This is a genomic window from Streptomyces sp. NPDC047117 (assembly GCF_040643545.1).
GTDB lineage: Bacteria > Actinomycetota > Actinomycetes > Streptomycetales > Streptomycetaceae > Streptomyces.
This window is the reverse complement of the sequence record NZ_JBEYUN010000009.1, coordinates 207,393-232,103: the sequence shown is the minus strand read 5'-3', so window position 1 is coordinate 232,103 and position 24,711 is coordinate 207,393. Positions and strand designations below refer to the sequence as shown.

Annotated in this window: 21 protein-coding genes and 1 tRNA gene; 11 read left to right on the top strand and 11 right to left on the bottom strand. The window is 71.9% G+C overall.

The features are described from left to right. Positions 1-180 precede the first annotated feature (180 nt). Complete coding sequence (locus tag ABZ840_RS19680; RefSeq protein ID WP_361561309.1) at positions 181-1,362, top strand: isoaspartyl peptidase/L-asparaginase; 1,182 nt, start codon at positions 181-183, stop codon at positions 1,360-1,362. 115 nt (positions 1,363-1,477) lie between these two features. Then, positions 1,478-2,710 carry a nickel pincer cofactor biosynthesis protein LarC gene (gene larC, locus ABZ840_RS19675; protein ID WP_361561307.1) on the top strand — a complete coding sequence of 411 codons (1,233 nt, stop codon included), beginning with the start codon at positions 1,478-1,480 and terminating at the stop codon, positions 2,708-2,710. An 82-nt stretch (positions 2,711-2,792) separates the two neighbouring features. On the opposite strand, the gene larB is transcribed toward larC, so the two are convergent. From larB to ABZ840_RS19645, 6 genes are all read right to left on the bottom strand, one after another. Continuing rightward, positions 2,793-3,581, bottom strand: coding sequence for a nickel pincer cofactor biosynthesis protein LarB (larB, locus tag ABZ840_RS19670; protein WP_361561305.1), 789 nt, complete (start codon positions 3,579-3,581; stop codon positions 2,793-2,795). Next, entirely contained in the window at positions 3,574-4,446 is an 873-nt protein-coding gene (gene larE / locus ABZ840_RS19665; RefSeq protein WP_361561303.1) for an ATP-dependent sacrificial sulfur transferase LarE, read from the bottom strand. Before larE ends, larB begins: the two co-directional genes overlap by 8 nt. A gap of 10 nt (positions 4,447-4,456) precedes the next feature. Beyond that, positions 4,457-5,764: a lactate racemase domain-containing protein gene (locus tag ABZ840_RS19660; protein WP_361561301.1), complete on the bottom strand. Its 1,308-nt coding sequence runs from the start codon at positions 5,762-5,764 to the stop codon at positions 4,457-4,459. Positions 5,765-5,872: 108 nt separating this feature from the next. Further along, on the bottom strand, positions 5,873-7,657 hold the full coding sequence (locus ABZ840_RS19655) for a pentapeptide repeat-containing protein (RefSeq protein ID WP_361561300.1): 1,785 nt from the start codon (positions 7,655-7,657) through the stop codon (positions 5,873-5,875). Between the two features lie 113 nt (positions 7,658-7,770). Next, positions 7,771-8,682, bottom strand: a complete 912-nt coding sequence (locus tag ABZ840_RS19650; protein ID WP_361561298.1) for a YceI family protein — start codon at positions 8,680-8,682, stop codon at positions 7,771-7,773. A gap of 291 nt (positions 8,683-8,973) precedes the next feature. Then, a complete protein-coding gene (locus ABZ840_RS19645; RefSeq protein WP_361561296.1) occupies positions 8,974-10,416 on the bottom strand; it encodes an MFS transporter in 1,443 nt (480 codons plus the stop codon). 112 nt (positions 10,417-10,528) lie between these two features. Here ABZ840_RS19645 and ABZ840_RS19640 point away from each other — a divergent pair, with 112 nt between their 5' ends. Genes ABZ840_RS19640 through ABZ840_RS19625 form a run of 4 tightly spaced genes read left to right on the top strand, consistent with a single transcriptional unit; the run spans position 10,529 to position 14,164 of the window. Further along, positions 10,529-11,308, top strand: coding sequence for an IclR family transcriptional regulator (locus ABZ840_RS19640; RefSeq protein WP_361561294.1), 780 nt, complete (start codon positions 10,529-10,531; stop codon positions 11,306-11,308). Positions 11,309-11,337: 29 nt separating this feature from the next. Then, the gene (locus ABZ840_RS19635; RefSeq protein WP_361561292.1) at positions 11,338-12,099 is read left to right on the top strand and encodes a (Fe-S)-binding protein; all 762 of its coding nucleotides are present in this window, start codon (positions 11,338-11,340) and stop codon (positions 12,097-12,099) included. Then, entirely contained in the window at positions 12,096-13,667 is a 1,572-nt protein-coding gene (locus tag ABZ840_RS19630) for a lactate utilization protein B (protein WP_361561290.1), read from the top strand. Before ABZ840_RS19635 ends, ABZ840_RS19630 begins: the two co-directional genes overlap by 4 nt. Next, on the top strand, positions 13,664-14,164 hold the full coding sequence (locus ABZ840_RS19625; protein ID WP_361561288.1) for an LUD domain-containing protein: 501 nt from the start codon (positions 13,664-13,666) through the stop codon (positions 14,162-14,164). The genes ABZ840_RS19630 and ABZ840_RS19625 overlap by 4 nt, the downstream gene beginning before the upstream one ends. Before the next feature lie 112 nt (positions 14,165-14,276). Here ABZ840_RS19625 and ABZ840_RS19620 read toward each other — a convergent pair whose 3' ends face one another. Further along, complete coding sequence (locus ABZ840_RS19620) at positions 14,277-15,890, bottom strand: AMP-binding protein (RefSeq protein WP_361561286.1); 1,614 nt, start codon at positions 15,888-15,890, stop codon at positions 14,277-14,279. A 454-nt stretch (positions 15,891-16,344) separates the two neighbouring features. On the opposite strand from ABZ840_RS19620, the gene ABZ840_RS19615 reads away from it, so the two are divergent. Next, positions 16,345-17,205, top strand: coding sequence for a GNAT family N-acetyltransferase (locus tag ABZ840_RS19615; RefSeq protein ID WP_361561284.1), 861 nt, complete (start codon positions 16,345-16,347; stop codon positions 17,203-17,205). Positions 17,206-17,359: 154 nt separating this feature from the next. Beyond that, on the top strand, positions 17,360-18,151 hold the full coding sequence (locus ABZ840_RS19610; protein WP_361561282.1) for a VOC family protein: 792 nt from the start codon (positions 17,360-17,362) through the stop codon (positions 18,149-18,151). A 192-nt stretch (positions 18,152-18,343) separates the two neighbouring features. On the opposite strand, the gene ABZ840_RS19605 is transcribed toward ABZ840_RS19610, so the two are convergent. The 3 genes from ABZ840_RS19605 to ABZ840_RS19595 all read right to left on the bottom strand — a co-directional run bounded on the left by ABZ840_RS19605 (position 18,344) and on the right by ABZ840_RS19595 (position 21,335). Beyond that, the gene (locus ABZ840_RS19605; protein ID WP_361561280.1) at positions 18,344-19,165 is read right to left on the bottom strand and encodes an alpha/beta fold hydrolase; all 822 of its coding nucleotides are present in this window, start codon (positions 19,163-19,165) and stop codon (positions 18,344-18,346) included. A gap of 323 nt (positions 19,166-19,488) precedes the next feature. After that, entirely contained in the window at positions 19,489-20,904 is a 1,416-nt protein-coding gene (locus ABZ840_RS19600) for an MFS transporter (RefSeq protein ID WP_361561278.1), read from the bottom strand. 357 nt (positions 20,905-21,261) lie between these two features. Beyond that, positions 21,262-21,335: transfer RNA gene (locus tag ABZ840_RS19595), tRNA-Pro, on the bottom strand. Between the two features lie 166 nt (positions 21,336-21,501). On the opposite strand from ABZ840_RS19595, the gene ABZ840_RS19590 reads away from it, so the two are divergent. The 3 genes from ABZ840_RS19590 (at position 21,502) to ABZ840_RS19580 (ending at position 23,579) form a co-directional block, all read left to right on the top strand. Further along, complete coding sequence (locus ABZ840_RS19590; protein ID WP_361561276.1) at positions 21,502-21,792, top strand: YiaA/YiaB family inner membrane protein; 291 nt, start codon at positions 21,502-21,504, stop codon at positions 21,790-21,792. Between the two features lie 235 nt (positions 21,793-22,027). Then, complete coding sequence (locus ABZ840_RS19585) at positions 22,028-22,669, top strand: transketolase (protein WP_361561441.1); 642 nt, start codon at positions 22,028-22,030, stop codon at positions 22,667-22,669. 4 nt (positions 22,670-22,673) lie between these two features. After that, positions 22,674-23,579, top strand: a complete 906-nt coding sequence (locus tag ABZ840_RS19580; protein WP_361561274.1) for a transketolase C-terminal domain-containing protein — start codon at positions 22,674-22,676, stop codon at positions 23,577-23,579. 184 nt (positions 23,580-23,763) lie between these two features. On the opposite strand, the gene ABZ840_RS19575 is transcribed toward ABZ840_RS19580, so the two are convergent. Further along, a complete protein-coding gene (locus tag ABZ840_RS19575) occupies positions 23,764-24,693 on the bottom strand; it encodes an alpha/beta hydrolase (RefSeq protein WP_361561272.1) in 930 nt (309 codons plus the stop codon). Positions 24,694-24,711 lie beyond the last annotated feature (18 nt).

Genomic DNA, 24,711 nt, shown 5'->3' with positions numbered 1-24,711 from the left:
CGGAGCCGGTGCCTGGAACCGTCCGCAAGCCTCCGACATGCGGGAACGGACGTCAATGCCGCCTCGCCGGTCGGGACTTGGACTTTTCTGCGCCCGTTTCGTCCTGGTGCACATGCGCCACATCCGCATGTACGGTGCATCCGCTCCACGGTCGAGCCCATCGAACGGCGAGGAGGACGCATGCGCACCCGTCCACGTACCGGCAAGCTCCTGAGCCGCCCCTGGACCCTGCCGGTGCTGGCCGCAGCCGCGGTGGCCGCCGGGCTGCTGACCACGGTGCCGTACGGGACCACGGGCGGCGGGCGCGGGGACGGCGACGCCCCGGCCGGGCCAGCCGCCGGGCGCCTCGCGGCGGCCGGCGCGCCGCAGGGCAAGGCACGGCCCGACGCCCGGCACGTGGTACTCGCCGTGCACGGCGGCGCGGGCACCGCTCTGCAGCGCGACGAGACCTCGCCCGAACGGGAGAAGGCGTACCGGGACGGCCTCGCGGACGCGGTACGGGCGGGCAAGAAGGTGCTGGACCGGGGCGGCGACAGCGTCTCGGCGGTCGAGGCCGCGGTCCGGTCGCTGGAGGACAACCCGCTGTTCAACGCGGGCAAGGGCGCCGTCTTCACCGCGGACGCCGGGCACGAACTGGACGCCTCCATCATGCGCGGCTCGGACCTGGCGGCGGGCGCGGTCGCCGGGGTGCGCCACGTCCGCAACCCGATCTCCGCCGCCCGCCTGGTCATGGAGAAATCCCCGCACGTGCTGCTGGCGGGCGAGGGCGCCGACGGCTTCGCGGCCCGCAACGGCCTGGCGACGGTGACCCAGGACTACTACTGGACGCAGGCCCGCTGGGACGCCCTGATGGCGGCCAAGAAGAAGGCCGGCGGGGACCGTTCCGCCGCCGGCGCCCGCTCCTCGGCGGCGCTCGCGGACGAACAGGCGAAGGGCACCGTGGGCGCGGTCGCGCGGGACGGCAAGCGGAATCTGGCCGCCGCCACCTCCACCGGCGGCCTGACCAACAAGATGTCCGGGCGGATCGGCGACTCCCCCGTGGTCGGCGCCGGTACGTACGCCAAGAACGGCACCGTCGCGGCCAGCGCCACCGGCGACGGCGAGATCTTCCTCCGCGGCGCCGCGACCGCGACGATCTCCCACCTCATGGAGTTCGGCGGCAAGGACGTGGCAGCGGCGGCGTACGAAGTGCTGGTGAAGCGGCTGCCGAAGCTCGGGGGCGACGGCGGGGTGATCGCGCTGGACGGCAGGGGCACCTTCGACGCGCCGCACAGCAGCGAGGGCATGCTGCACGCCTACCTCACCGAGGACGGCACGATCGTGACGAAGATCTTCCCGGACGAGACCCCGCCGAACACCTGATCCGTCCGGGTACGGCAGGAAAGACCTGGTCGCACGGCGCGTGTCCGGTCCATAGGATCAATGGCATGTCCGACACGCCGTACCTCCGTCCGTCCGGCCGCCGGGAGACCACCGCATGACCGCGCCGCACCGCGAGGCCTGGCTCGACGTCACCTCCGGCGTCGCCGGGGACATGCTGCTCGGCGCGCTCATCGACGCCGGGGCCGCGCCGGAGGCCGTGCAGCACGCGATCGACGCGGTGATCCCCGGCGCCGTACGGCTGACCCGGTCGGCCGTCACCCGCGCCGGGCTGCGCGCCACCAGGGTCGGCATCGAGCCGCTGGCCGAGGACCATCCGCACCGGACCTGGCGCGCCATCAGGGGCCGGATCGAGGAGGCCGGGCTGCCGGGCCGGGTCGGCGACCGTGCGCTGGCGGTCTTCGGGCGGCTCGCGGCGGCGGAGGCCCGCGTGCACGGCGTACCGGTCGAGGAGGTGCACTTCCACGAGGTCGGCGCCTGGGACTCGATAGCGGACGTGGTCGGGGTCTGTGCCGCGCTGCACGAACTGGGGATCGACGGGATCACCGCGAGCCCGGCCGCCCTGGGCTCCGGCCGGGTCCGCACGGCCCACGGCGACCTGCCGGTGCCGGTGCCCGCCGTGCTCGAACTGGCGGCGGGCTGGGAGGTGGTGGGCGGCGGCGCCGGCGAGCTGGCCACGCCGACCGGCATGGCGCTGGTGACCGCGCTGGCCACGGAGTGCGGCGAACTGCCGCGGCTGCGGGCCGAGGCGACCGGGGTGGGCGCGGGCACGCGGGACACCCCGGGCCGCCCGAACGTGGTCCGCGTGGTGATCGGCTCCCCCGCGGTCGCCGCGGCTGGCACGGACGAGGAGACGTCCGCCGCCGTCCTGGAGGCCAACGTCGACGACCTGGACCCGCGCCTGTGGCCCGGCGTCCTCGCCTCCCTGCTCGCGGCCGGCGCCTCGGACGCCTGGCTGGTGCCGATCCTCATGAAGAAGGGCCGCCCGGCGCACACATTGCGGGTACTGGCCCCGCGGCAGCGGGCGGACGCCCTGCGCGACCTGATCTTCCGCGAGACCAGCACCATCGGGGTACGCGAGTCGGCCGTACGGAAGACCGCACTGCAACGCACATGGGTACGGGTCACCGTGGCGGACGGCGCCGAGCTGCCGGTCAAGGTCGCGCACCGCGGCGGAGTGATCGTCCGGGCCACCCCCGAATTCGACGACGTGGCCACCCTGGCCGCCGACCGCGGCCTCCCCACGAGCACCCTCCTGGACGCCGCGATCGCGGCAGCGGTAACAGCCGGCCTGGTCCCGGGCGCCACGCTGCCCGGCGGGGTCTCCTGACTGCCCGGCGGGGCCTCCTTAGAAGCCCCGGCCGCCACGGGACGGGCAGGACTTCGGCGGCACCGTCTTTCGGCGGCCCGGTCTACGCGGCGGGAAACGGTGCCGCGATCTGGGCTGCCAGGTGGCCCGCGCCGTAGCCGTTGTCGATGTTGACCACGGCGACGCCCGGGGCGCAGGCGTTGAGCATGGCCAGCAGCGGGGCGAGGCCGCCGAAGGCGGCGCCGTACCCGACGGAGGTCGGCACGGCGACGACCGGCGACGCGACCAGCCCGGCCACCACGCTGGGCAGCGCGCCGTCCATGCCCGCGACCACGACCACGGCCCGTGCGGAACGCAGCAGGTCGAGCTTGCCGAGGACCCGGTGCAGCCCGGCGACGCCCACGTCCGCGACGAATGCGGTCTCCCGGCCGAGGTACGTGGCGGTGAGGAGAGCTTCCCGGGCCACGGGGAGGTCGGAGGTGCCGGCGCAGACCACGGTCACCTTGCCGCCGGTCGCGGTCGGCGGCGCCGGCGGCCAGGCGAGCAGCCGGGCCTCCGTGTCATGGCGCGCGTCGGGGAGTTCGGCGAGCACCGCCTTGGCGTGTCCGTCGTCGGCCCGGGTGAAGAGGGTGACCGGTATGTCGGGGCCCATGTGCGCGGTACCGGCGTACCGTTCGCGTACCGCGGCCGCGATGGCGGCCACCTGCGCCGCCGTCTTGCCTTCGCAGTAGACCGCCTCCGGGTAGCCGCGCCGCGCGGTCCGGTCATGATCCAGCTCGGCGAGCCCGGCGAGCCCGGCGAGGCCGGCGAGCCCGGCCCCGGCACCGCTCACCGCTCCGAGGTCGGGCGCACCGCCCGTCGCCGCTTCGGGGCCCGGCGCGTGCTCAGACATCGCGGCCGCCTCCCGTCACGCCCACCAGCGGCAGCGTGAACGCGCCGGACTGGATGCCCGCCAGGTCGATCGCGACCATGCGGAAGCCGGCCGCCTTCACGGCGCTCAGCACCGCCTCGCGCAGCTCGTCGGAGGCGGCCCGGGCGATCTCCGCGACCGGCAGCTCGACCCGCGCCACCTCCCCGTGGTGCCGCACCCGGCAGTCGCTGAACCCCAGTCCCCGCAGCGCCTTCTCGGCCCGTTCTATCTGCCCGAGCTTGGCGGGCGAGACCTCTTCGAAGTGCGGGATGCGGGAGGCCAGGCAGGGCGCGGCGGGCTTGTCGGCGCAGGGCAGCCGGAGCGCGCGGGCGAGGCGGCGTACGGCGGCCTTGTCCAGGCCCGCTTCGGCGAGCGGCCGCAGCACCCGGTGCTCGGTGGCGGCGCGGCTGCCGGGCCGGTCCGGGCGGCGGGCGTCGTCGGCGTTCTCCCCGTACGCGACCGCCGCGAGCCCGTGCTCGGCGGCGACCTCGTCCGAGATCCTGGTGAACAGCTCGTCCTTGCAGTGGAAGCAACGGTCCGGCCCGTTGGCGCGGTAGGCCGCCGACTCCCCTTCGTACGTGGCGACTTCGACGACCCGCGCCCCGATGTGGGCGGCCACCCGGTGGGCCCCGGCGCGCTCGTCCGCGGCGAGACTGGGCGAGACGCCGAGGACGGCGACGACCCGCTCGGCATCGAGCGCCCGTACGGCGAGCGCCAGCAGCAGCGAGGAGTCGACGCCGCCGGAGAAGGCGACGCCGAGCGGGGCGGCGTCGCGCAACAGTGCGGCGACCGCGTCGGCCGCTTCGGCGTCCGCGCCGGTGAGTTCCGGGAGCTGAGGCAAGGTCATGTACCGCTCCTCATTTCGTGCGCAGCCGGTGGAGGATCTCGCCCGCGTGCGGCACGACCAGGGTCTCCGGGTCGGCGGCGAAGGCCGCGGGGTCGATCTCCGCCGGGTCGAGGTGGTGCAGGTTCGCGGCGCGTACGACGTCCTCGGGGATGCCGGTGGCGAGCGTGACGGTGACCCGGCAGCGTTCCTCGCCGGCCTCCGCGTCGTACGTGCCCGCGCCGCGCAGGTGCGTGGAGTGGGCCAGCACGCCCCAGTGCAGGTCCTTGAAGCGGTCCCACTGCTTGGTGAAGTAGTCCCGGCAGTGGTAGCCGATGTCGCCGATCTCCGGGTGCATGGCGGAGAGCTGCGTGATGTGCGGCGCGTAGAGGATGACCTCGCCGCCGTCCGCGACCACCGGCTCCAGCTTGTAGAAGCCCTTGGCGGCGGTCCAGATGTCCTCGTACTTCTCCGGCATGACCGACAGGACGCGCTTCACGGGCGCGTCCAGATAACGGATGTGGGTCTCGGCGGAGACCTCGGCCGCCGCGGCCCAGGCCGCCTCCGGTGTGCCGTACGCGAGGGAGTGCAGTGCGTCCGTCCCCGACTGCGCGACGGCGCAGAGGGCGAGGCGGCGGCCGGGGATGAGGGCCGCGGCCTCGTCGATGAGCGCGCGTACGGGCGTGATGCCGCGGGTGCCGATGATCTCCACGCTGCTGATCAGGGCGCCCAGCCAGTGCGAGAGGTCGATGATGTCGGCACCCGCGACGCCGGGGAAGAAGTACTTGTTGCCACCGGAGAAGCCGACGACTTCGTGCGGGAAGACGGGGCCGAGCACGAGGGTGACGTCGTGGTCGACCACCGCGCGGTTCAGGCGGACGTCGACGGCGTGGTGCAGCAGCCCGCCGGACAGCTCGCCGACCCGGTCGGCGGAGATCGTGCCGAGCGAGACGAACGTGTCGGGGTCCCACCACTCGTGGTTCCGTACGGTCATGCCCGGATAGCGCGCGGCGAGCCCGCCCTCCGGGTAGCCGAGATGCCCGGCCAGCCGGGCTTCGTCCATGGCGGCATGGGTGCCGAGCGCGATCAGCACGGTCAGCCGGCTCACCCGCCCGACGAGCGCCCCGTGCACGGCGGACAGCAACAACGGCAACGGACAACTCCGCGTCCCGTCGGGCACCACAACGCAAACACTCCGCCCGTCCAGCTCCGCCCCACCGAGCACCCCGGCAACGAACTCGGTGACCTGCGCGTCGTCGAGGGTCGTCCCCGGCCCGCCGATACGCAGGGCATCGCCCAGCGCCGACCCGCCGCCGTCTGCCGGATGCACGTACTCGTTCATGGCGGAACGATCTCCGAGCGCGGGCCCCGGACGCAAGAGGCAGGGCACTGCCCCGCACTCAACTCGACACACATGATTGCGGCGGTGGTCCACCCGCCCCCGACGAGTTCAGCTCCCCCGCTTGACCCGGCCCCGCACGGCCAGAGCCGCGAAGCCGAGGAGGACCGGCTCGGAGAAGCGGGAAGCCATCTCGATGTAGGTACCCGCGGTCGTGAGGTCCTGGCCGCTGGAGCGGAACACGACCGAGTTGAGGGTGACGGTCAGCGCCTTCTCCAGCCGCTCGCCGGTGAACCGGTGGCCGGTCGGATTCCTCGGATCGTCCTTGTCGATCGTGAACGTGACCTTGCCGCCGCCCGCGGGAACCGTACCGGTGGCTCTCTGCGCAGGGGACGCATCGGGCAGGCCGTACCCCATCATGAGCAGGATCGTGATGAACATGGCTACGGAGAGCCACCCCAGTGCGCGGGCCGCGCGAAGTCCGTAGCCGGACAGCAGCCAGTACGCCTGGAGCAGCCACCGTTCCGTGGTGCGCCAGCCACGGCTGTGCCGGCGCATCTCCATCTCGCCGTAGTAGAAGTCGGCGGCCCCCGGTTCGTCCTTCCCGTCTTCGAGGGCCTTTCGCAGATTCCGGTACAGGATTTCGATGGTCGCCGCACCGGGGGTCGCACCGGATTCCTCCGCCTCGACCGAGGCAAGCCAGCCCGGCCGGCCACGCCGAGGCCCGCGCCGGGCACGCCAGAGTCCTTCCTCCGCGAGGACCTTGCGCTGGGTCCAGTGGAACGGCCACACGTTTCCCCGGCCTGTGGCGGATGGCGGCTGAGCGAAGAGGCACTCGCCCTCGATACGGATCTGGTCCAGATGCCGCGCGCGAGAGAAGGAACAGCGCCGGAGGTCGACCTCGTGCAGGAACAGCATGGCGGCATCGACGCGCGCGAGGGAGACGATGGCGGCCGTACCGAAGCCGCCCGCTTCGGCGCGGGACTCCGCGGCCGGCCTGGACGCCACGGTGAGGGGCTGGAGCAGGACGGCGCCGTCAAGCTCCACTGCCGGCGACGAGGCTTCCAGCACAGCCGGCTCTTCAAGCCGTACGTCCGTGTACGTGATGCGGCGGGCGGAGGCCGTCACTTCACTCGGCGCGCGGAATGTGGCACGCACCATTTCCAGATGATCGGCCCCCGAGACGGGCCCGATGACGACGTGTTCAAGGAATGTCGCCTGCGCGAAGGACATGAACCCGGACACCTCGGAGTGGAGGAGATACATCGCACCCTCGAAGGTGACGTGTTCGAACTCAACGGAGTCGGCGAAGGAGAGCCCCTGAAAATACGTCTCGCCCCGGAATCGCGCCCCGCTGAACTGCGCGTAGCCATCGAACCTTGCCCCCACGATACCGATGCCGTGCGAGAACTCCGCGTCCCAGAACTGCACCCCGCCCTCGAAAGTCGCCTCGTGGAAGACGACGGACCCCTCACCCTCGAAAATCGAGTGGGCAAAGCTCGCCCCCGCACGGAACACCGAGCGGCTGAAATCGACGGACCCGTCGAACCGCGCCCCGTCGAATGTCGCTTCGCTCCGGAACTCGACGCCCCGCAAGGGCGTGAAACCCGTGAACTGCGCTTCGGTGAAGTCGGCCGTACCGAACACCGGCTTGCCGTCGGTGGGGGCCTTGACGGCATCGAGAATGCGCCCGAGCAGCGGCTCGTCGAAGGTGAGGCCGCGGAAATCCACGTCCGCCGCCGCGGATAACGTCGCCAGGAAATCGACGAGTTCCGGCTGCTCCAGGTGGGCGACACAGCGGCTGTACCGTTCCGCCTTGCGGCCGCGGCAGCCTGTCGCGTCGGCTTGCGTGGCTCCGGCCGCGCAATGATCCCATTCCGGCATCGCTGCTTCCATGCGCTGATCCCATCACAGCAGGCGCCGGCGCCCGCGAGCCCCCGGAACGCGAGAACAGGCCTGCGAAGTCTCGCAGGCCTGTCGCACGCTCGTCGGGACCGCGGTCGGGCCGACTAGTCCGGCGGCGTAGGCGTGTCCGGGCTGCGGTACATGGCCTGGAGGTCCAGCTCCAGCTTGACCGTGGGGCCGACGACGGCGATGCCGCGGGCGAGCATGTTGCGCCAGTTGAGGGTGTAGTCCTCGCGGTGCAGCTCGGTCTTGGCCAGGGCGGCGCAGCGCAGTTCCTCGCCGTAGCCGCCGTTGACGGCGCCGAGGTAGGTGGTGTCGAGGTTGACGGTGCGGCTGACGCCGTGCATCTCCAGGACGCCCTGCACGACCCACTTCTGGCCGCCCTTGTGGATGAAGCGGGTGGAGGCGAAGTGCAGGTACGGGTAGTTCTCGACGTCCAGGAAGTCCGCCGAGCGCAGGTGGCCGTCCCGGGTGTTGTTGCCCGTGTTGATGCTCGCGGCCTCGATGCGTACCTCGATGCGCGAGTCGGCCATGTCGGGGGCCACCCGGATACCGCCCTGGAAGCGGGTGAACCGGCCGTGCACGTTGGCCATGCCGACGTGCTTGGCGATGAACCGGATCGCGGTGTGCGGCGGGTCGAACAGCCACGTACCGGGCTGGGGCAGCTCGGGCGGCGCCGAGGACTCCAGCCGGATCGTGGGCAGCGGGAGGGTCTCGCCCTCCCTGATGTCGATCGTCTGCCGGTTCGGCTGCAGTCCGTCGGCGGAGACCAGGACGCTGTACCGGCCGACGGGCAGCGTCACGAAGAACAGACCGTACGGGTCGGTCGTCAGCTTCGCCACCACCTGCCCGCCGTGCGCCGAGGTGACGGTGACCTCGGCCTGGGGCAGGGGCTCCCCGAGCGGGTCGAGCACCTCACAGTTGAAGGCACCCGCACCCGGGGGGACGGGGTGCAGGAGGCCGGCTCCGCGCGGGCCTCGGGCGGCCCGCTTCCTCCGGAGCAGTGCGATGGGCATGCCATCACCTTTCTTCGCGGTGCATGTCAACAAGGCCCCTGCGTCGGGGCCGTGGGAGAGGGGGGTGACGGTGACCAAGACCGTCCCTGTGCCCACGATTTCATGCGCCGCCTTCCGCCGCTCACTCACCCCGGGCCACTGACCTGCTCATTTTCGGGCGGATCGGCATGAACTGCCGAGCGGCGGAGGCAATTCACCCCATGAATTCCCGGCGTCCGGCGCTCGTGACACCACTGTTGATCAGCACACTGAGCGCCGGACCGGAACGTTCACTCCTCGTGCACCGTTTCTTTACGCGGCCGGCTCCCCGGAGTCGCGAAGTGCCGCGGTACCGGGCTGCGGTGGGACGACGTCCGGCCCGGCGCCCTCCTCCTGCTCCACATACCCGTAGACCTCGGGGAGGAGGTAGGTGGCCGCGAGGTACCCGGTCAGCGAGAGCAACGAGACGATCACGGTCGCCAGCGGCACGCCCAGCTCGGTGAAGAGGATCGGGAAGAAGAAGATCGACACGAACGAGGCGAGCTTGACGAAGAGGTAGCCGAAGCCGGAGGCGGTGGCCTTGTACCGGCTCGGCGCGACCATCGAGGCGATCGTCATGCCGTTGGACGCGTCCCAGTAGTGGCCCCACATCAGGCCGGCGGCGGCCAGCGGCACCAGTACGTGCCACTCCAGGTGCAGGAAGAGCGCGGCCAGCAGCAGCGAGACGAACGCCATGCCGTAGCCCACGCGGGCCACCCCGCGATGGCCGATCCTCGGGGTGACCTGCGGCGCGACGAAGCCCGCCACGGTCGCGATGATGTAGATCGCGCCGGTGACGAAGTTGGTCGCGCCGATACCGGAGACGCCGGTGAGGACGAGGATGACCGGCAGGTAGAAGGCGAAGGCGGCGAACTCGGCCCCCTGCATGGCGTTGGAGATCCACGCGAAGACGCTGGCCTTGCGGCGCACCGGGTCCTGCCAGATGCTCTTCAGGAAGTCGCGGGTGCGCGGCCGCTCCATGACGAAGTCCTCGTCCGGCAGCATGTCCAGGTCGTCGTTGAACATCTCCTTCGCGACGGCCTTGGCCTTCTTGAACTTGCCGCGCTGCACCAGCCACAGGGCGGTGTCCGGTACGTCCAGCCGCCCGATGAGCAGCGCGAGGGCGGGCAGCGCGCCGAGGCCGAGGCCGATCCGCCACAGCAGGCCGTGGTCCATGCCGCTGAGGTACATCACGGTGATCACCGCGATGGCGGCGATCTCGCCGAGCCCGAACATGCCCTGCCAGCGGTTGCCCATCACCTCCCGCTTGCCCTTGGGCATGGTCTCCATGATGTACGCGTAGCCGGTGGAGATGTCGCTGCCCAGCGGGATGCCGAGCAGGAACCGGACCGCGACCAGCTGCCACATGCTGGTCACGAAGGACTGGCTCAGCGCGAGCACCACGAAGAGCGCCATCGTGATGATGAAGACCTTGCGCCGGCCGATCCTGTCGGCGACCCAGCCCCCGCCCAGCGCGCCGATGAGTGCCCCCAACTGCACGGCGCCGGAGGCGAGTCCGAGCATCGCGGCGCTGGGATGCAGGTCGTTCCTGACGAACAGCAGCAGGAACGAGATCGCGTACAGGTCCCAGGCTTCGATCAGGATCGTCGAGATCATGAGCCAGCCGGTGCGCCGCCCCGTATCGGTGCCTTGTTTGCTGAGGACGTGCTGTGCTGCCCGGTCGGACAGCTGCCGTATCTCCGCCTGAGTCGGCACGGATTCTCCTGACGTCGGCACGAATGGTCCAGGGCGCTCCGCCCGTTCTGCCTGGCGAAACGTCGTTCAGGGGGGTGGAATATCGGGGGAAGCTAGCCCTAGCCTCGAAGACGTGTCAACGAGTTCTGCACAGACGGATTCCGGCAGGCCCAACGACGGTGCGGGCCCCCGCAAAGTGCTGCGGCTCATCGAGACGCTCTGCCATGCGCAGGAGCCCCTGCGCCTCGCCGACCTGGCCGCCGGCGCCGCCGTTTCCAAGCCCACGGCCCACCGCCTGCTGGGCACGCTGGTCGCCGAGGGCTGGGCGGTGGCGCACCCCGGCGGGCGCTACGGCATCGGCCCGACCGCCAGCGGTGTCGGCGCGGCGGTCGCCCGCGGCCACCGGCACACCACCGTCGAGGCGGTGCTGGTCGAGCTGCAGGACCGGATCGGCCAGACCATCCACGTGGGCCTGCGCAGCGGCGACCGCATCGTCTACACCCACAAGGTCGAGGGCGTGCAGCCGTTCGCGTTCCTCTCCCGGGTCGGCATGCAGCAGCCCCTGCACTCCACCGCCATCGGCAAGTGCATACTCGCCGGGCTCGACGCGGCGGCGCTGACGGAGCTGGTGGACCGCACCGGCCTGGAGCGGCGCACGGACCGCACCCTGACCACCCTCGACGCGCTCTCCGCCGAACTGGCCGGCGTACGGGAGCGCGGCTACGCCCTGGACGACGAGGAGAACGAACCCAACGTGCGCTGCCTCGCCGCGCCCGTCCACACCCCGGACGGCCGCACGGTCGGCGCGGTCAGCGTCTCCACCGTCACCTTCGTCATCGGCCGCGATGAGCTGCTGGCGCTGACGGACGCGGTACGGGACACGGCGAGGCGGGTGGAGTCGGTGATGGCCTGAGCTCGACGGTACGGAACTGGAGGAGTCGTATGACGGAAGCGGACACGGGCGCCCGGCCCCGCCCCGAGCGCGTCGCGCTGTTCACCTCGTGCATGGGCGACCTGGCGGCGGGCGGCCCGGCCCGCGCCACGGTGGAGGTGCTGGCGGCGATGGGCCTCGCGGTGGAGCTGCCGCGCGGCCAGACCTGCTGCGGCCAGCCCGCGCTGAACTCCGGGCACCCGGCGGAGGCCGGCGCACTGCTCGACCGCTGGCTGCGGATCTTCGCACCGTACGACGCGGTGGTCACCCCCTCCGGATCCTGCGCCGCCCACCTCCACCACCACCTCGGCCGGCTCCGCTCCCCCACCCCGGAGCAGCGCGCGCTCGTCGAACGGACCTATGAGTTCAGCCAGTTCGTGATGGCGTACGGCACGGAGCTGCGGTTGCGGCTGTCCGGCTCGGTGACGTACCACGACTCCTGCCATCTGACGCGCACGCTCGGCGAGCGCCGCACACCACGCCAACTGCTGCGCAGAATCGAGGGGTTGGAGGTCAGGGAGATGGCGGGCTGCGACACCTGCTGCGGCTTCGGCGGGACCTTCGCCGCGAAGTTCCCCGAGGTGTCGGTGGCGATGGCCGACACCAAGCTCCGCTCGGCCGCTGCCGAGGGCGCCGACTGGCTGGTCTCGGCCGATCCCGGCTGCCTGCTGCACCTGGACGGCCGGGCGCGGAAGGCGGGGCCGCCGGTGCGTACCCGGCACCTCGCGGAGCTGGTGCGCGACGCGCTCGTCCCGGCGGAGGTGCCCGCATGACCGAGCGCCCCTGTACGACCGAGCGCCCCTGCGACAGCGCCGGGACGACCGGGCAGCGTTCGTCCGCCCTCGCCGGCCGCGAGCGCATCCGCCCCGACCGCCCCGAGTGGGCGGCCGGCGAGATCCCGCCGCACCGGCGCCCGCTGCCGCTGATCACCCGGGACGCGCTGACCGTCCGCACCGCCCGCCCCACCCACGACCGCCTCGCCGCCCTGAACGAGGAACGGCACGTCGGTACGTGGACCCCCGAGGTGGCCCGGCTCCGCGAGCAGGGCGCAGCCATCCGCCGCGAGACCCTCACCGACCTGGAGAAGTACCTCCAGCAGCTGACCGGGAGCGTCGAGCGGAACGGCGGCGTGGTGCACCGGGCCGGCACGCCCGCCGAGGCCCGTGCCGTCATCGGGCGGATCGCCCGCGAGAACGGCGTCCGCCTCGCGGTGAAGTCCAAGTCGATGGCCACCGAGGAGATCCACCTCAACGCCCACCTCACCGCGGACGGCGTCGAGGTCGTCGAGACGGACCTGGGCGAGTACATCGTCCAGCTGGCCGACGAGCGGCCCAGCCACATCGTCGGGCCCGCGCTGCACAAGTCCCGGCAGGACGTGGCGGATCTCTTCGGACAGCTCGCCGGTGACGAGGTGTCAGGAGAGCCGGAGGACCTGGCGTCCTTCGCGCGTACCCGGCTGCGCGCCGACTTCAAGGCCGCGGACATGGGCATCACCGGCGTCAACTTCGCCGCCGCCGACACCGGCACCCTCGCCCTCGTCACCAACGAGGGCAACGCCGACATGGTGACCTCCCAGCCGCGCGTCCACGTGGCCGTGATGACCGTGGAGAAGGTGATCCCGCGCTTCGCCGACCTCGGCGTCCTCATCCCCCTGCTCTGCGACGCGGCCACCAAGCAGCGCGTCTCCGTCTACCAGACCCTGGTCAACGGGCCGCGCCGCGAAGGCGAGACCGACGGGCCCGACCAGGTGCACCTGGTCATCCTCGACAACGGCCGTACGAAGGCGCTCGGCACACCCCAGGAGGAAGTACTCGCCTGCATCCGCTGCGGCAACTGCCAGATCTCCTGCCCGGTGTACCGGACGGTGGGCGGCGGGCACCCGTACAGCGCGGTGTACGGCGGTCCGATCGGCGCCGTGCTCAGCCCGCTGATCGGCGACCCCGGCACCGACTCCGACCTGCCGTTCCTCTCCTCGCTCTGCGGCGCCTGCTACGACGCCTGCCCGGTGAAGATCCCCATCCCCGACCTGCTGGTGGACCTCCGCGCGCGGCACGAGAGCGAACGGCCCGCCGGCCGGACGGCCCGCGCGGGCTGGCGGGCCTGGGCGCTGGCCTGGCGTACGGGGGCCGGTTTCCGCGCCACGATGGCGGCGGCCCGGCTGGCCGGGCGGCTGCTCCCCGACCGGCTGGTGGCCCGGCTGCCCGGGCCCGGCCGCGCCTGGGCCGAGGGCCGCGCCCTGCCGCCGCTGCGGGAGGCGGGCGCCTTCCGGCGCTGGTTCCGGCGGCGCGAGGAGAACAGGCCGGGCGAGGAGAACCGACCGGGCGACGGGAGGCAAGGATGAACCAGGGGCTGGCGGAGCTGTTCCGCGACCGGCTGGCGGAGGCCGGCGGCCGGGCGGAGCTGACCGCCTCGCACGGCGAGGCGCTGTCGGTGGTCCGGGAGTGGGCGGGCGACCGCCCCGTGCTCATCGACGATCACCCGGACCTGACCGGTCTGGAGGTCGCCGGGGAGCGGCCGCCGGACCCGTGGGACGCCGAGGTGGGGGTGACCGGCGTGCTCGGAGCCGCGGCGGACACCGGCACCCTCGCACTCGGTCCCGCGCCCGGCCGCCCGCGCGGCACGGCGGTACTGCCGGGCACCCATCTCGCGGTCGTACCGCTCTCCCGGCTGCACGCCGACTACGCGGCACTGATCGCGGCGCTCGGCCGGCTCGACCCCCTGCCGTCCGGCCTGCAACTGGTCACCGGGCCCAGCCGCTCGGGCGACATCGAATCGGCGATGATCCAGGGCATGCACGGGCCGCGCGCGGTGCGGGTGGCGGTCTATCCCGACGTGTGACGGGCCCGGCACCGGAGGCCGCCACGGTCTGCCGGGCGGCCTCCGGTGCTCCCGTACGGGCAGGTACGCGTACGGGAGCACCGGTGCGGCCGCCCCGGAAGGCGGGCGCCGGTCAGCCGGCGTCGCGCGCGGCCTCGGCCTGCTGCCGCAGCAGCTTCTTGTCGGGCTTGCCCGCGTCCGTCAGCGGCAGCGCGTCGACGAAGGTGATGCTCGCCGGCTCGTACATGGCGCCGCGCGCCTCGCGCACCGACGCGCGCAGCTCCTCGGCCTCCAGGCCGCTGCCCGGCGCGGCCACGACCGCGGCGTGCACCTGCTCCATGTTGTCCGCGTCGCGGACGCCGAAGACGGCGCTCTGCAGCACCTTCGGGTGCGAGTTGAGCAGGTCCTCCAGCTCGGTGGTGTACACGTGACCGCCGACCACCACGATCATGTCCTTGATCCGGTCGACGACGGTGATGTAGTCGTCGGCGTCGACGAAGCCCACGTCACCGGTGTGCAGCCAGCCGTCCTTGAGCACCTCGGCGGTCAGCTCGGGCTGCTTCCAGTAGCCGGTCATCGTGCCGGCCGAGCGGACGCAGATCTCACCCAGTTCGCCCGCCGGCAGGTCCTTGCCGTCGGTGTCGCGGATGGACACCTCGACGCCCGGCAGGATCTTGCCGGCCGAGCGCAGCCGCTCCAGGTTGTCCGGGTCGTGCTCGTCGGCGGGCAGCACGCTGATGCCGCCGGCCTCGTTCTGGCCGTAGAACTGCACGAGGACCTTGCCGAAGCGGCGGACCGCGTCCGCGATGCGGGCGGGCGAGGACTGGCAGCCGCCGTAGGTGAGGGCGCGCAGGCTGGAGAGGTCGCGGCGCTCGGAGTCCGGGTGGTCCATCAGCTGGTAGACCAGCGGCGGGAGCAGGAAGAGGTGGGTGATGTTCTCGCGCTCGATGGTGGCGAGCGCCTCGGCCGGGTCGAAGTCGTCGTGCAGGACGACGGTGCCGCCGTTGAGGAACATCACGTCGGCGAGCATGCCGGCGGCGTGCGCGATGGTGGTGCACACCAGCTGCTTGGGCGTGCAGCCCTGCTCGGCCTGCTCGGGCATCATCCGGCGCATGCGGTTGAGCTGCCGGAAGGTGGTGACGATGCCCTTGGGGTGGCCGGTGGTACCGCCGGTGTGCCGGATGTTGCAGATGTCGTCCGGCCGCGCGGTGCTCTCGTACGGCTCGGCGGTCTGCTCGGCGGCGAGCGCCAGCACGTCCCGGCCGACCTCCCGCTTGGCCTCGCCGAGGGTGAGTACGGTCGGCACGGGCGCGCGCTCGGTCAGCTCGGCGGCGCGGTCGGCCAGCCGCGGGTCGACGATCAGCGCCCGGGTCTCGACGTCGCGCACGATGTTGGCCTGCACGTCGGCGGAGAGCTTGTTGTAGAGGTGGTTGACGCGGCAGCCGACGAGGTTGGCGGCGTAGCGCGCGGCGATGGCCTCGGGGAGGTTGCCGCTGAGCAGCGTGACGGTGGTGCCGCGCTCGACGCCCTGCGCCGATATGGCGTGTGCCATACGGTGTACCAGGTCACAGAACTGACCGGCGGTCAGCCGGCGGTCGCCGTGCACGAGCAGTTCCCGGTCCGGGTCGGCCGCCAGCGCGTCGAGGTTGTCCTCGACGTACGTGCGGAAACCGTCCTCCGGCGAACTTCCCTGGTCGTCGAGGGGGGTTGTGGGGGTGGTCTGGGATGCGGCTGCCTCGGCAGGCATGAATCGTCCTCCTGACACCGGCGCGCGCTCGTCCCCGCACCCCGGTGGTGGTACTCCGTTGGTCGGTGGTGCCCAGGGCCGGCACGGCGCATGGCGGCGCACCCGGCACAAGTGAGCTCCCCCGCCCCGGGAATTGGTTGCCCCAGACAACCAATTCCCATGCTAGCGCTCCACCCCTCCCGCCCGCACATCACAAACCACCCGTTCCAGGCACTTGACCGCCTCTTTTCCTTTCTTTTCCTTAGCCGTTCCTTGACTTGACCTTCTCTTCCGGCGTTATTCGGCCATCCGTCAGGCACCGTGCGGCACCCGGAACCGACCACCGCGCAGGCGTCACCCGACCCGGGGCGATCGCCCGGAAGCCGCTGGATAGCGGCGTACGGATCGGGAAGGATGGCTCCCGCCCGCCGGGCCGTCCCGCATCGGCCCGTCCCCCGCCGGAAAGGACACCGAGATGCCCCAGCACGCCCCTGACCAGCTCGTCGTCACGCGAGCGACACCGGAGGACTGGAAGGTCGTCAGCGAGTGGGCGGCGGCCGAGGGCTGGAACCCGGGCCTCTCCGACGCCGCCTGCTTCTTCGCCCAGGACCCCGACGGGTTCTTCATCGGCCGCATCGACGGCGAACCGGTCTCCGCCATCTCGGTCGTCAACTACAGCCCGGACTACGCCTTCCTGGGCTTCTACCTCGTCCGGCCCGACCGGCGCGGCCACGGCCACGGCCTCACCACCTGGAAGACGGCGCTCGCCCACGCCGGCGAGCGGACCGTCGGCCTGGACGGCGTACCGGCCCAGCAGGACAACTACCGCCGCTCCGGCTTCGAACTGGCCTACCGCACCAGCCGGTTCGGCGGCACGGTGCCCGCCGGCGGCCGCCCGGCACCCGCGGACGTCGTCCCCGCCGAGGCCGCCGGGCTCGACGCGCTGCTCGCGTACGACAGTGCCTGCTACCCCGCCGACCGTCCGGAGTTCCTGCGCCACTGGCTCACCGCCGAGGGCCACCGCGCGCTCGCCCGCGTGGTGGACGGCCGGGTGACCGGGTACGGCGTGATCCGTCCGGGGCTCGACGCGCACCGCGTGGGCCCGCTCTTCGCCGACACCGCCGAGGACGCCCGCGTGCTGCTCGACGCGCTCACCGCCGACCTGGGCGGCGCCCCCTTCGCCGTCGACATCCCGGAAATCAACACGGAGGCCGTCGCGCTGGCCGAGTCGCTCGGCCTCACGCCGTCGTTCGACACGGCCCGCATGTACACCGGGCCCATCCGCGACTTCTCCGCGCCCCGGGTCTTCGGCGTGACCAGCCTCGAACTGGGCTGAGGCCGTCCCGGCCCCGTCCCCCTGACCTCCGCCGCGAGAATTGACCATAAGTTCGAATACTTCGCCAGGCGAAACGCAAGATCAGTCGATAGCGTGGCAAATCGAACAGACCTCTCCGAGGCACCTCACAGCGGAAGACGGAAGAAGGCACGTCATGGCCGTTCGAACTGAGGGCACTCCCATCTGGCTCGACGCCTCGTTCCCCGATCTGGAGAAGGCGAAGACGTTCTACGGCGAAGTCCTGGGGTGGACGTTCGGCGAGAGCGCGGCGGAGCTCGGCAATTACACGCAGGCGTACTCCGACGGCAAGGCGGTCGCCGGCATCGCCCCCAAGATGCCCGGCCAGGACGACTGGCCGACCGCGTGGTGCCTGTTCTTCGCCTCGGCGGACATCCAGGCCCGCACGAAGAAGATCGGTGACCTGGGCGGCCGGATCGTCGTGGAGCCCATGGCCGTCCACGAATTCGGGCACATGACGATCGCCGCCGACCCCGGCGGCGTCGTCTTCGGCCTCTGGCAGCCCGGCACCCACCTGGGCTTCGAGAAGCAGGGCGAGCCCGGCTCGTACTGCTGGGCCGAGATCACCACGCGCGAGGCGGAGAAGGCGGACGCGTTCTTCCCCGCCCTCTTCTCGTACGGCGTGAAGCGGATGGAGGACGAGGCCATCGACTTCGCCCTCTACGACCTGGGCGGCGAGACCACCCTCGGCCGGATGAAGATGACCCCCGACTTCCCGCCCGACCTGCCGTCGCACATCAACCCGTACTTCGCCGTGGAGAACTGCGACGACACGATCGCGAAGGTCACCGGGCTCGGCGGCCAGGTGCACTTCGGGCCGCACGACAGCCCCTTCGGCCGCTTCGCCGCGGTCTCGGACCAGCAGGGCGCCGGATTCTCCGTGATCGACCTGCAGACGACCAAGGGGGACATGCCGAAGATCTCGTAGCGGCCGCCCCGTCCGGCCGCCCGCACCGGCTTCGCGTGCCTTTCCCGCCCTGCCCCGGGAGCCGCCGACGGCTCCCGGGGCGGGGTCCGTCACGCGGCCGTCCGGCTCCTGAGGCAGAGGGGGTTAGGCAGTCCGTCCGGCTCCCGGGGCAGCGGCCGTCACGCAATCGTCCGGCTCCCGGGGCAGGGTCCGTTACGTCATCGACCGCAACGCGGCCGTCAGGCGGTCCGTGACCGCCGCGGGCTGCTCGACGTTCATCAGGTGCCCGGCGGCCGGGATCTCCTCGTACGTCACGTCGCAGGGCGCCGCCTTCAGGCCGTCCAGCATGATGTCGGCGGCCCGCCGCGGGCAGAAGGTGTCCTGCGCGGCGCCGACCACCACCACCGGGCACTCGACGGCGGCGAGCGCCGGGGTGAGCGGCCGCTCCCGCAGCCCGGCCATCGCGGCGGCCGCGTTGGCGTAGCCCGCGCCGTCCCCGATCGCGGCCATCCGCCGCGCGGTCACCACCTCGGCGTCCGCGTCCGTGCCGTACAGCGCGGCCACGGTGTCCGCCCGCATCGCCGCCGCCAGCCGCTCCCGGTCACCGCCCCGCACCAGCGCGATCCGCTCCTCGTAGAACTCCACGGCGGCCTTCCCCACCACCGTGGACGTACCGAAGACCACGGCCCCCGTGACCAGCTCGGACGCGGTCGCCGCCGCGGCCAGCACCACCGCGCCGCCCAACGAGAACCCGGCACACACCGCGGGCCCCGTCACCTCCCGCAGGAAGGCCAGCAGGTCGTCCCGCAACTGCTCAAGGCTGCCCTCGGCGTCCCCCAGCCCGCTCCCGCCGTGCCCCCGCAGGTCGTACGCGTACGTCCGCCACCCGGCCACCTCCGCCTGCTGCCGCTCCCACGCCCCACTGTCCTCCCCCAGCCCGTGCACCAGCACCACGGGAGGCCCGTCCCCGGCCGCGTGGTACCGCACGTCGATGCCGTTCAGCCGGGCGCGGTCGCCGGCCGGTGACTCCGTCATCGCAAGCCTTCTCTCTCCTCGTCACAGCAACTCTTGCTTCGGCCAACCTTCCGCCAAGAGCCAAGAAAATTCACCGGTGCGCTGTGGGGCGGCGAAGAGATCTCTGGCTGACTGACTGCGGATACGTGCATGACAGCAACGGGCAGGGTGCCGAGGCCAGGAGGAGACCGCTCTGATGGCGCGAGCGTCCGCGAAGACGGCGGGCTGAGCGCACGGAGGGACAGCAGGAGGCGGGGCACAGGCGGCGGGCCCCGAAATGCCGCGCGGCCCCCTTCGCCCTCAGCTGGGGCGAAGGGGGCCGCGGTGGGCTCCGGACGGGCGTGTCAGGAGACGGCGACGGGGGCGTCGGCCGCGTCCTCGTCGGCGCCGGGGGGCTTAGTCTCCCCGTCGTCCAGGGAGACGTTCCTGGTCTCCTTGCCGAGCACGAGGGCGATCAGGGTCAGCAGCGCCATCGCGGAGAGGTAGATCCCGACCAGCCACGGCGAGCCGTCACCGGCCTCCCACAGCGCCACCGCGATGAACGGGGCGACGGCCGCGCCGAGGATCGAGCTGACGTTGTAGGCGATGCCGGAGCCGGTGTACCGCACGCTGGTCGGGAACAGCTCCGGCAGCAGCGCACCCATCGGACCGAAGGTCATGCCCATCAGCGTGAAGCCGAGCACCAGCCACAGCACCACGCCCAGCGTGCCCAGGCCGATCAGCGGCACCCACACGAGCCCGAAGACCACGATCGCGGCGGTGATCCAGATCAGGGTGGCGCGGCGGCCGTACTTGTCGGCCAGCGGGCCGGAGATCAGGGTGAACGCGGCGAAGAACAGCACGCCGAAGATCATCATGAGCACGAACGTGGTGTAGCTGTACCCGAGGCCGGGCACCGGGGCGTTCTTCGCGGCACGCCCGTAGCTCAGCGAGAACGTGGTCATCAGGTAGAAGAGCACGTACGTCGCCAGCATGACGAAGGTGCCGAGGATCAGCTGCTTCCAGTGGCTGCGGAAGACGGTGACCAGCGGCAGCTTCCGCACCAGCCCGGCCTCGCGGGTCTTGGCGAAGACCGTCGACTCCACGAGCCGCATCCGCACCCACAGGCCGATCGCGACCATCACGGCGGAGAACAGGAACGGGATGCGCCAGCCCCAGGTCAGGAAGGCCTCGGAGGGCTGGGAGGGGTCGGCGCCCGCCGTGGACGGCAGCAGCGCGGCGATGATCAGGAAGAGGCCGTTGCCGATGATGAACCCGAGCGGGGCACCCAGCTGCGGGAACGTGCCGTACAGGGCGCGCTTGCCGCGGGGAGCGTTCTCGGTGGCGACCAGCGCCGCACCGCTCCACTCACCGCCGAGCGCGAAGCCCTGCGCGATCCGCATCAGCACCAGCAGCGCGGTGGCCACCCAGCCGGCCTGTGCGTACGTGGGCAGGACGCCGATGAGGAAGGTGGCGATGCCCATGGTGAGCAGCGAGACCACCAGCGTCCCCTTGCGGCCGAGCCGGTCGCCGAGGTGTCCGAAGAAGACGGCACCGATGGGGCGCGCGATCATCGCGGCGCCGAACACCGCGAAGGACGACAGCAGTGCCGTCGTCGGGTCGCTGCTCGGGAAGAAGAGCTTCGGGAAGACCAGGACGGCGGCGGTCGCGTAGACGTAGAAGTCGTAGAACTCGATCGTCGTACCGATGAGGCTGGCGATGAGCACGCGGGACCGCGAATTGACGGGTGCCTGGGCGGGGCTGCTGGCTGATGCGGACATGTCTCGGTCTTTCGCACGAGGGTGGAGAACGGTCACCGGCAGCGAGTGCCGGCGGCCCGACGGCAGCGCGCGTCCCCCTCGCGGAAAAGTCGCACGAACCGCCTGAGCAGCGCGACCATCTCATCTATCTCATTGAGCGGTCGGGGTATATCAGAATGTGGGACAGGGGTGGCGGCACCCGTACCGCTGTCGGAGATCAACCCGGTACTGCCGACGGCGAGTTCGAGGCCCTGCAGGAAAAAGGCGACGGGCGCAGAAAGCGGGTACGGAAAACAGGCACAGAAGGCAGGTACAGGTACAGAAAAAGGCTGTATCGGATGTTCTCCGATACAGCCTCTGCTCTGCGACTCTTTCGAGTCGGGACGACAGGATTTGAACCTGCGACCCCTTGACCCCCAGTCAAGTGCGCTACCAAGCTGCGCCACGTCCCGGTGCCGGGCCGGCTCGGGGAATCCCCGGGCGGCCGTGCACGAGAACAATACCCCATGTCAGAGGGTGCGCGCTGCGGGTTGACCGAAGGGGCGGGGGTGACGCGCGGGTACGGGATGAGTAGGCGTACTCATGTGGCGCGCGTCACGGGGCGCCACGCTACCCCTCATGAGCACACCATCCATTCAGCGTCCGACGACGACGGCCTTCTTTGTGCAGGCCGCGCTCTCGTTCGGGCTGTCGCTGGCGGCCCTGGGCATCGGGATCGCCAAGCTGCCCGTAGGGGCCTGGGAGCGGAGCTTTCTCGGGCTCGGGCTCATCTTCGTGGTGTCGTCGGCGTTCACGCTGGCGAAGTGCGTCCGCGACCGGCAGGAGGTCGAGGAGGTGACCAACCGGGTGGACAAGGCCCGGATCGACAAGCTGCTCATCGAGCAGGACGTGTTCAAGCCGGGGGCGTGAGCCCCGGAAGGGGGCCTCGAAGCGGGGCCTTGAAGTGGGGCCTTGAAGTGGGCCTTTCCCAAGGGGGCGACACTCTCGGGCAGTGACCGCTTGACCTCAAGTTTGGTTGAGGTTGCACGGTGGTCGCATGACCGAGATGACGACCGATATCGCGAGGGAGCGCGCCGCCGCCGGCCCGCTCCCGTACGAGCTTCCGTACGACCGGTATGACCAACTGCCCTCTCTCCTGGGGCTCATGACCGGCGACGAGAAGCACGGGCCCGCCGCCACCTCCACCCTCGACGCGCTGTGGGTGCTGTACGACCGGGTGCTGCGGGTCTCGCCCCGAACCGTCGAGGACCCGGACCGGGACCGCTTCCTGCTGTCCAAGGGGCACGGGCCGATGGCGTACTACGCGGTGCTGGCGGCGAAGGGGTTCTTCCCGGCGGAGTGGCTGCCCGGGTTCGGCTCGTACGACTCGCCGCTCGGGCACCACCCGGACCGGCAACTCGTACCGGGCGCGGAGATCGGCAGCGGATCGCTCGGGCACGGGCTGCCGCTCGCGGTCGGCACCGCGCTCGGGCTGCGCGCCCAGGGCCGCACCGAACCTGCGGTCTGGGTGCTGATCGGGGACGCCGAACTGGACGAGGGCAGCAACCACGAGGCCATCGCGTACGCCGGGCCCGCCGGGCTGGACCGGCTGCATGTGGTCGTGGTCGACAACGCCTCGGCTTCGTACCCGCTGGACGGCGGGATCGCCGCGCGCTTCGCGGCGGCGGGGTGGTCGGTGCGGACCGTCGACGGCCGTGACCACGACGCGCTGTACGCCGCGTACACCGCACCGCATCCGGGACGGCCGCACGCCGTCGTCGCCCGCGTCGAGCCCAAGGAGGCCTGAGCACATGGACACCATGCGGGAACGCTTCGCCGCGGTCACCTCGCGGCTGCTGGACGAGGACCCGCGGCTGGCCGTCGTACTCGCCGAGATCGGCAAGGACGGCTTCACCGCGGCCCACGAACGCCACCCGGACCGGGTGCTGAACGTGGGGATCAGGGAACAGCTGCTGGTCGGCGTGGGCGGCGGGCTGGCCCTCACCGGCCTGCGGCCGATCGTGCACACCTTCGCCAGCTTCCTGGTCGAGCGGCCCTTCGAGCAGGTGAAGCTCGACTTCGGGCACCAGGGGGTCGGCGGTGTGCTCGTCAGCGCCGGCGGGTCGTACGACTGGCCCGCGGGCGGCTTCACGCACATGTCGCCCGGTGACGTGGCGCTGATGGACACCCTCGACGGGTGGACCGTGCACGTGCCGGGGCATCCGGACGAGGCGGAGGTACTGCTGCGGCACGCCGCGGCGGCCGGCGACGACAAGGTGTACGTCCGGCTGTCCGTGCAGACCAACGAGGCGCCGCGCCCGGTGGACGGCAGCCGCTTCCTGACGCTGCGCGAGGGGCGCGCGGGGACGGTCGTCGCGGTCGGCCCGATGCTGGACAACGTGCTGGCGGCGACGGAGGGGATGGACGTCACGGTGCTGTACGCGACGACCGTGCGGCCCTTCGACGGCGCGGCACTGCGCGCTGCCGCCGGCGGAACGGGCGCGGCGGACGTCGTCCTGGTCGAGCCGTACCTGGCGGGCACGTCGTCGGCGGCCGCGGGCGAAGCACTGCAGGACATCCCGCACCGTGTGCTGGGCCTCGGCGTACGCCGCCAGGAACTCCGCCGCTACGGCGACATGCCGGACCACTTGGCGGCCCACCGCCTGGACGCGGCATCGCTGAGGGAACGGATCGGGGGGTTCTTGGGGGCGGGGTGAGGGGCTGGGGGTGCTGAGGACGGGGGGCTTGCGGTCCGGAGGGGGGACGGGGCGAGAGCGGGGTGTGCGCCCACGCCGGGGGCCAGGCGGCGAAGGGCATCGGGGCCGACCTGGCTGCCCGGTCGGGCCTCTCCCCGAGAAGTGGCGTGACCTCCTCCCCCGCCGCTGCCACACTCATTTCACGCTAACGCCCGCCACTGACAACTCGCTTGTCCAGCCAGGCCAGGAGGTCCTGTTGGACCTCGTCGCGGTTGGTCTCGTTGAGGATCTCGTGGCGGGCGTCGGGGTAGGCCGTCCAGGTCAGGTCCTCCGTGCCGAGGTAGCGGAAGTCCTCCAGGAGTTCGTAGACCAGGGTCATCCGCTGGTTGCAGGGGTCCTGGTCGCCGACGGCGAGGTGGACGGGCAGGTCGCGGGGCATGCGGGCGAGGTTCGCCGGGTCGTTGACCTTGCGGACGGCGCGTACCCAGTCCAGCGCGAGCCCCGCACAGAAGGGGAAGCCGCAGTCGTCGTCCGCGGCGTACGTGTCCACCTCGGCCGCGTCGCGGGAGAGCCATTCGAAGCCGGTGCGGTGCGGGTACGGGTCGTTGAACGAGCCGAAGAGGCGCGGGATGAAGTCGGAGAGCGCGGTGCGTCCGTGCTGCGCCGCCTCGGCCTCCAGTGCGGCGATCGAGCCCTCGATCTCGGCGCCGGGCAGCGTACGGAAGGTGCCGGAGAGGATCAGCCCGGCCAGCCCGTCGGCGTACTCCTGGGCGTAGTCGCGGGCGAGCATCGAGCCCATGCTGTGGCCGAGCAGCACCAGCGGCACGCCGGGGTGCAGGCCGCGCGCCGTGTCGCCGATGGCCTTGAGGTCGTCGACGGTGCGGCGCCAGGCGTCCTCGCCGACGACGCCGCGGCCGCCGGTGGACGCGGCGGTGGCGCCGTGCCCGCGGTGGTCGGAGGCGAGGACGCCGTATCCGTGCGCGCTCAGGAAGCGGGCGAAGCGGTCGTAGCGGCGGGCGTGTTCGGCGGCGCCGTGGGCGATCTGTACGAGGGCGCGCGGGTGGCCCGTCTCGGGGAGCCAGGTGTAGGTGGCCACTCGGGTGCCATCGGGCGCCTCGTGGAAGTCCTGCTGCATGGGCGTCGTCTCCTCACT

Bases quoted from the DNA above. Each gene is read 5' to 3' on its own strand.
- ABZ840_RS19620 (WP_361561286.1), bottom strand. From the start codon at position 15,890: ATGCCTGCCGAGGCAGCCGCATCCCAGACCACCCCCACAACCCCCCTC.
- ABZ840_RS19580 (WP_361561274.1), top strand. From the start codon at position 22,674: ATGGACACCATGCGGGAACGCTTCGCCGCGGTCACCTCGCGGCTGCTG.
- ABZ840_RS19660 (WP_361561301.1), bottom strand. From the start codon at position 5,764: ATGAACGAGTACGTGCATCCGGCAGACGGCGGCGGGTCGGCGCTGGGC.
- ABZ840_RS19680 (WP_361561309.1), top strand. From the start codon at position 181: ATGCGCACCCGTCCACGTACCGGCAAGCTCCTGAGCCGCCCCTGGACC.
- ABZ840_RS19590 (WP_361561276.1), top strand. From the start codon at position 21,502: ATGAGCACACCATCCATTCAGCGTCCGACGACGACGGCCTTCTTTGTG.
- larB (WP_361561305.1), bottom strand. From the start codon at position 3,581: ATGTCTGAGCACGCGCCGGGCCCCGAAGCGGCGACGGGCGGTGCGCCC.
- ABZ840_RS19655 (WP_361561300.1), bottom strand. From the start codon at position 7,657: ATGGAAGCAGCGATGCCGGAATGGGATCATTGCGCGGCCGGAGCCACG.
- larC (WP_361561307.1), top strand. From the start codon at position 1,478: ATGACCGCGCCGCACCGCGAGGCCTGGCTCGACGTCACCTCCGGCGTC.
- ABZ840_RS19635 (WP_361561292.1), top strand. From the start codon at position 11,338: ATGACGGAAGCGGACACGGGCGCCCGGCCCCGCCCCGAGCGCGTCGCG.
- ABZ840_RS19650 (WP_361561298.1), bottom strand. From the start codon at position 8,682: ATGCCCATCGCACTGCTCCGGAGGAAGCGGGCCGCCCGAGGCCCGCGC.
- ABZ840_RS19605 (WP_361561280.1), bottom strand. From the start codon at position 19,165: ATGACGGAGTCACCGGCCGGCGACCGCGCCCGGCTGAACGGCATCGAC.
- ABZ840_RS19615 (WP_361561284.1), top strand. From the start codon at position 16,345: ATGCCCCAGCACGCCCCTGACCAGCTCGTCGTCACGCGAGCGACACCG.
- ABZ840_RS19625 (WP_361561288.1), top strand. From the start codon at position 13,664: ATGAACCAGGGGCTGGCGGAGCTGTTCCGCGACCGGCTGGCGGAGGCC.
- ABZ840_RS19585 (WP_361561441.1), top strand. From the start codon at position 22,028: ATGACCGGCGACGAGAAGCACGGGCCCGCCGCCACCTCCACCCTCGAC.
- ABZ840_RS19610 (WP_361561282.1), top strand. From the start codon at position 17,360: ATGGCCGTTCGAACTGAGGGCACTCCCATCTGGCTCGACGCCTCGTTC.
- ABZ840_RS19600 (WP_361561278.1), bottom strand. From the start codon at position 20,904: ATGTCCGCATCAGCCAGCAGCCCCGCCCAGGCACCCGTCAATTCGCGG.
- larE (WP_361561303.1), bottom strand. From the start codon at position 4,446: ATGACCTTGCCTCAGCTCCCGGAACTCACCGGCGCGGACGCCGAAGCG.
- ABZ840_RS19575 (WP_361561272.1), bottom strand. From the start codon at position 24,693: ATGCAGCAGGACTTCCACGAGGCGCCCGATGGCACCCGAGTGGCCACC.
- ABZ840_RS19630 (WP_361561290.1), top strand. From the start codon at position 12,096: ATGACCGAGCGCCCCTGTACGACCGAGCGCCCCTGCGACAGCGCCGGG.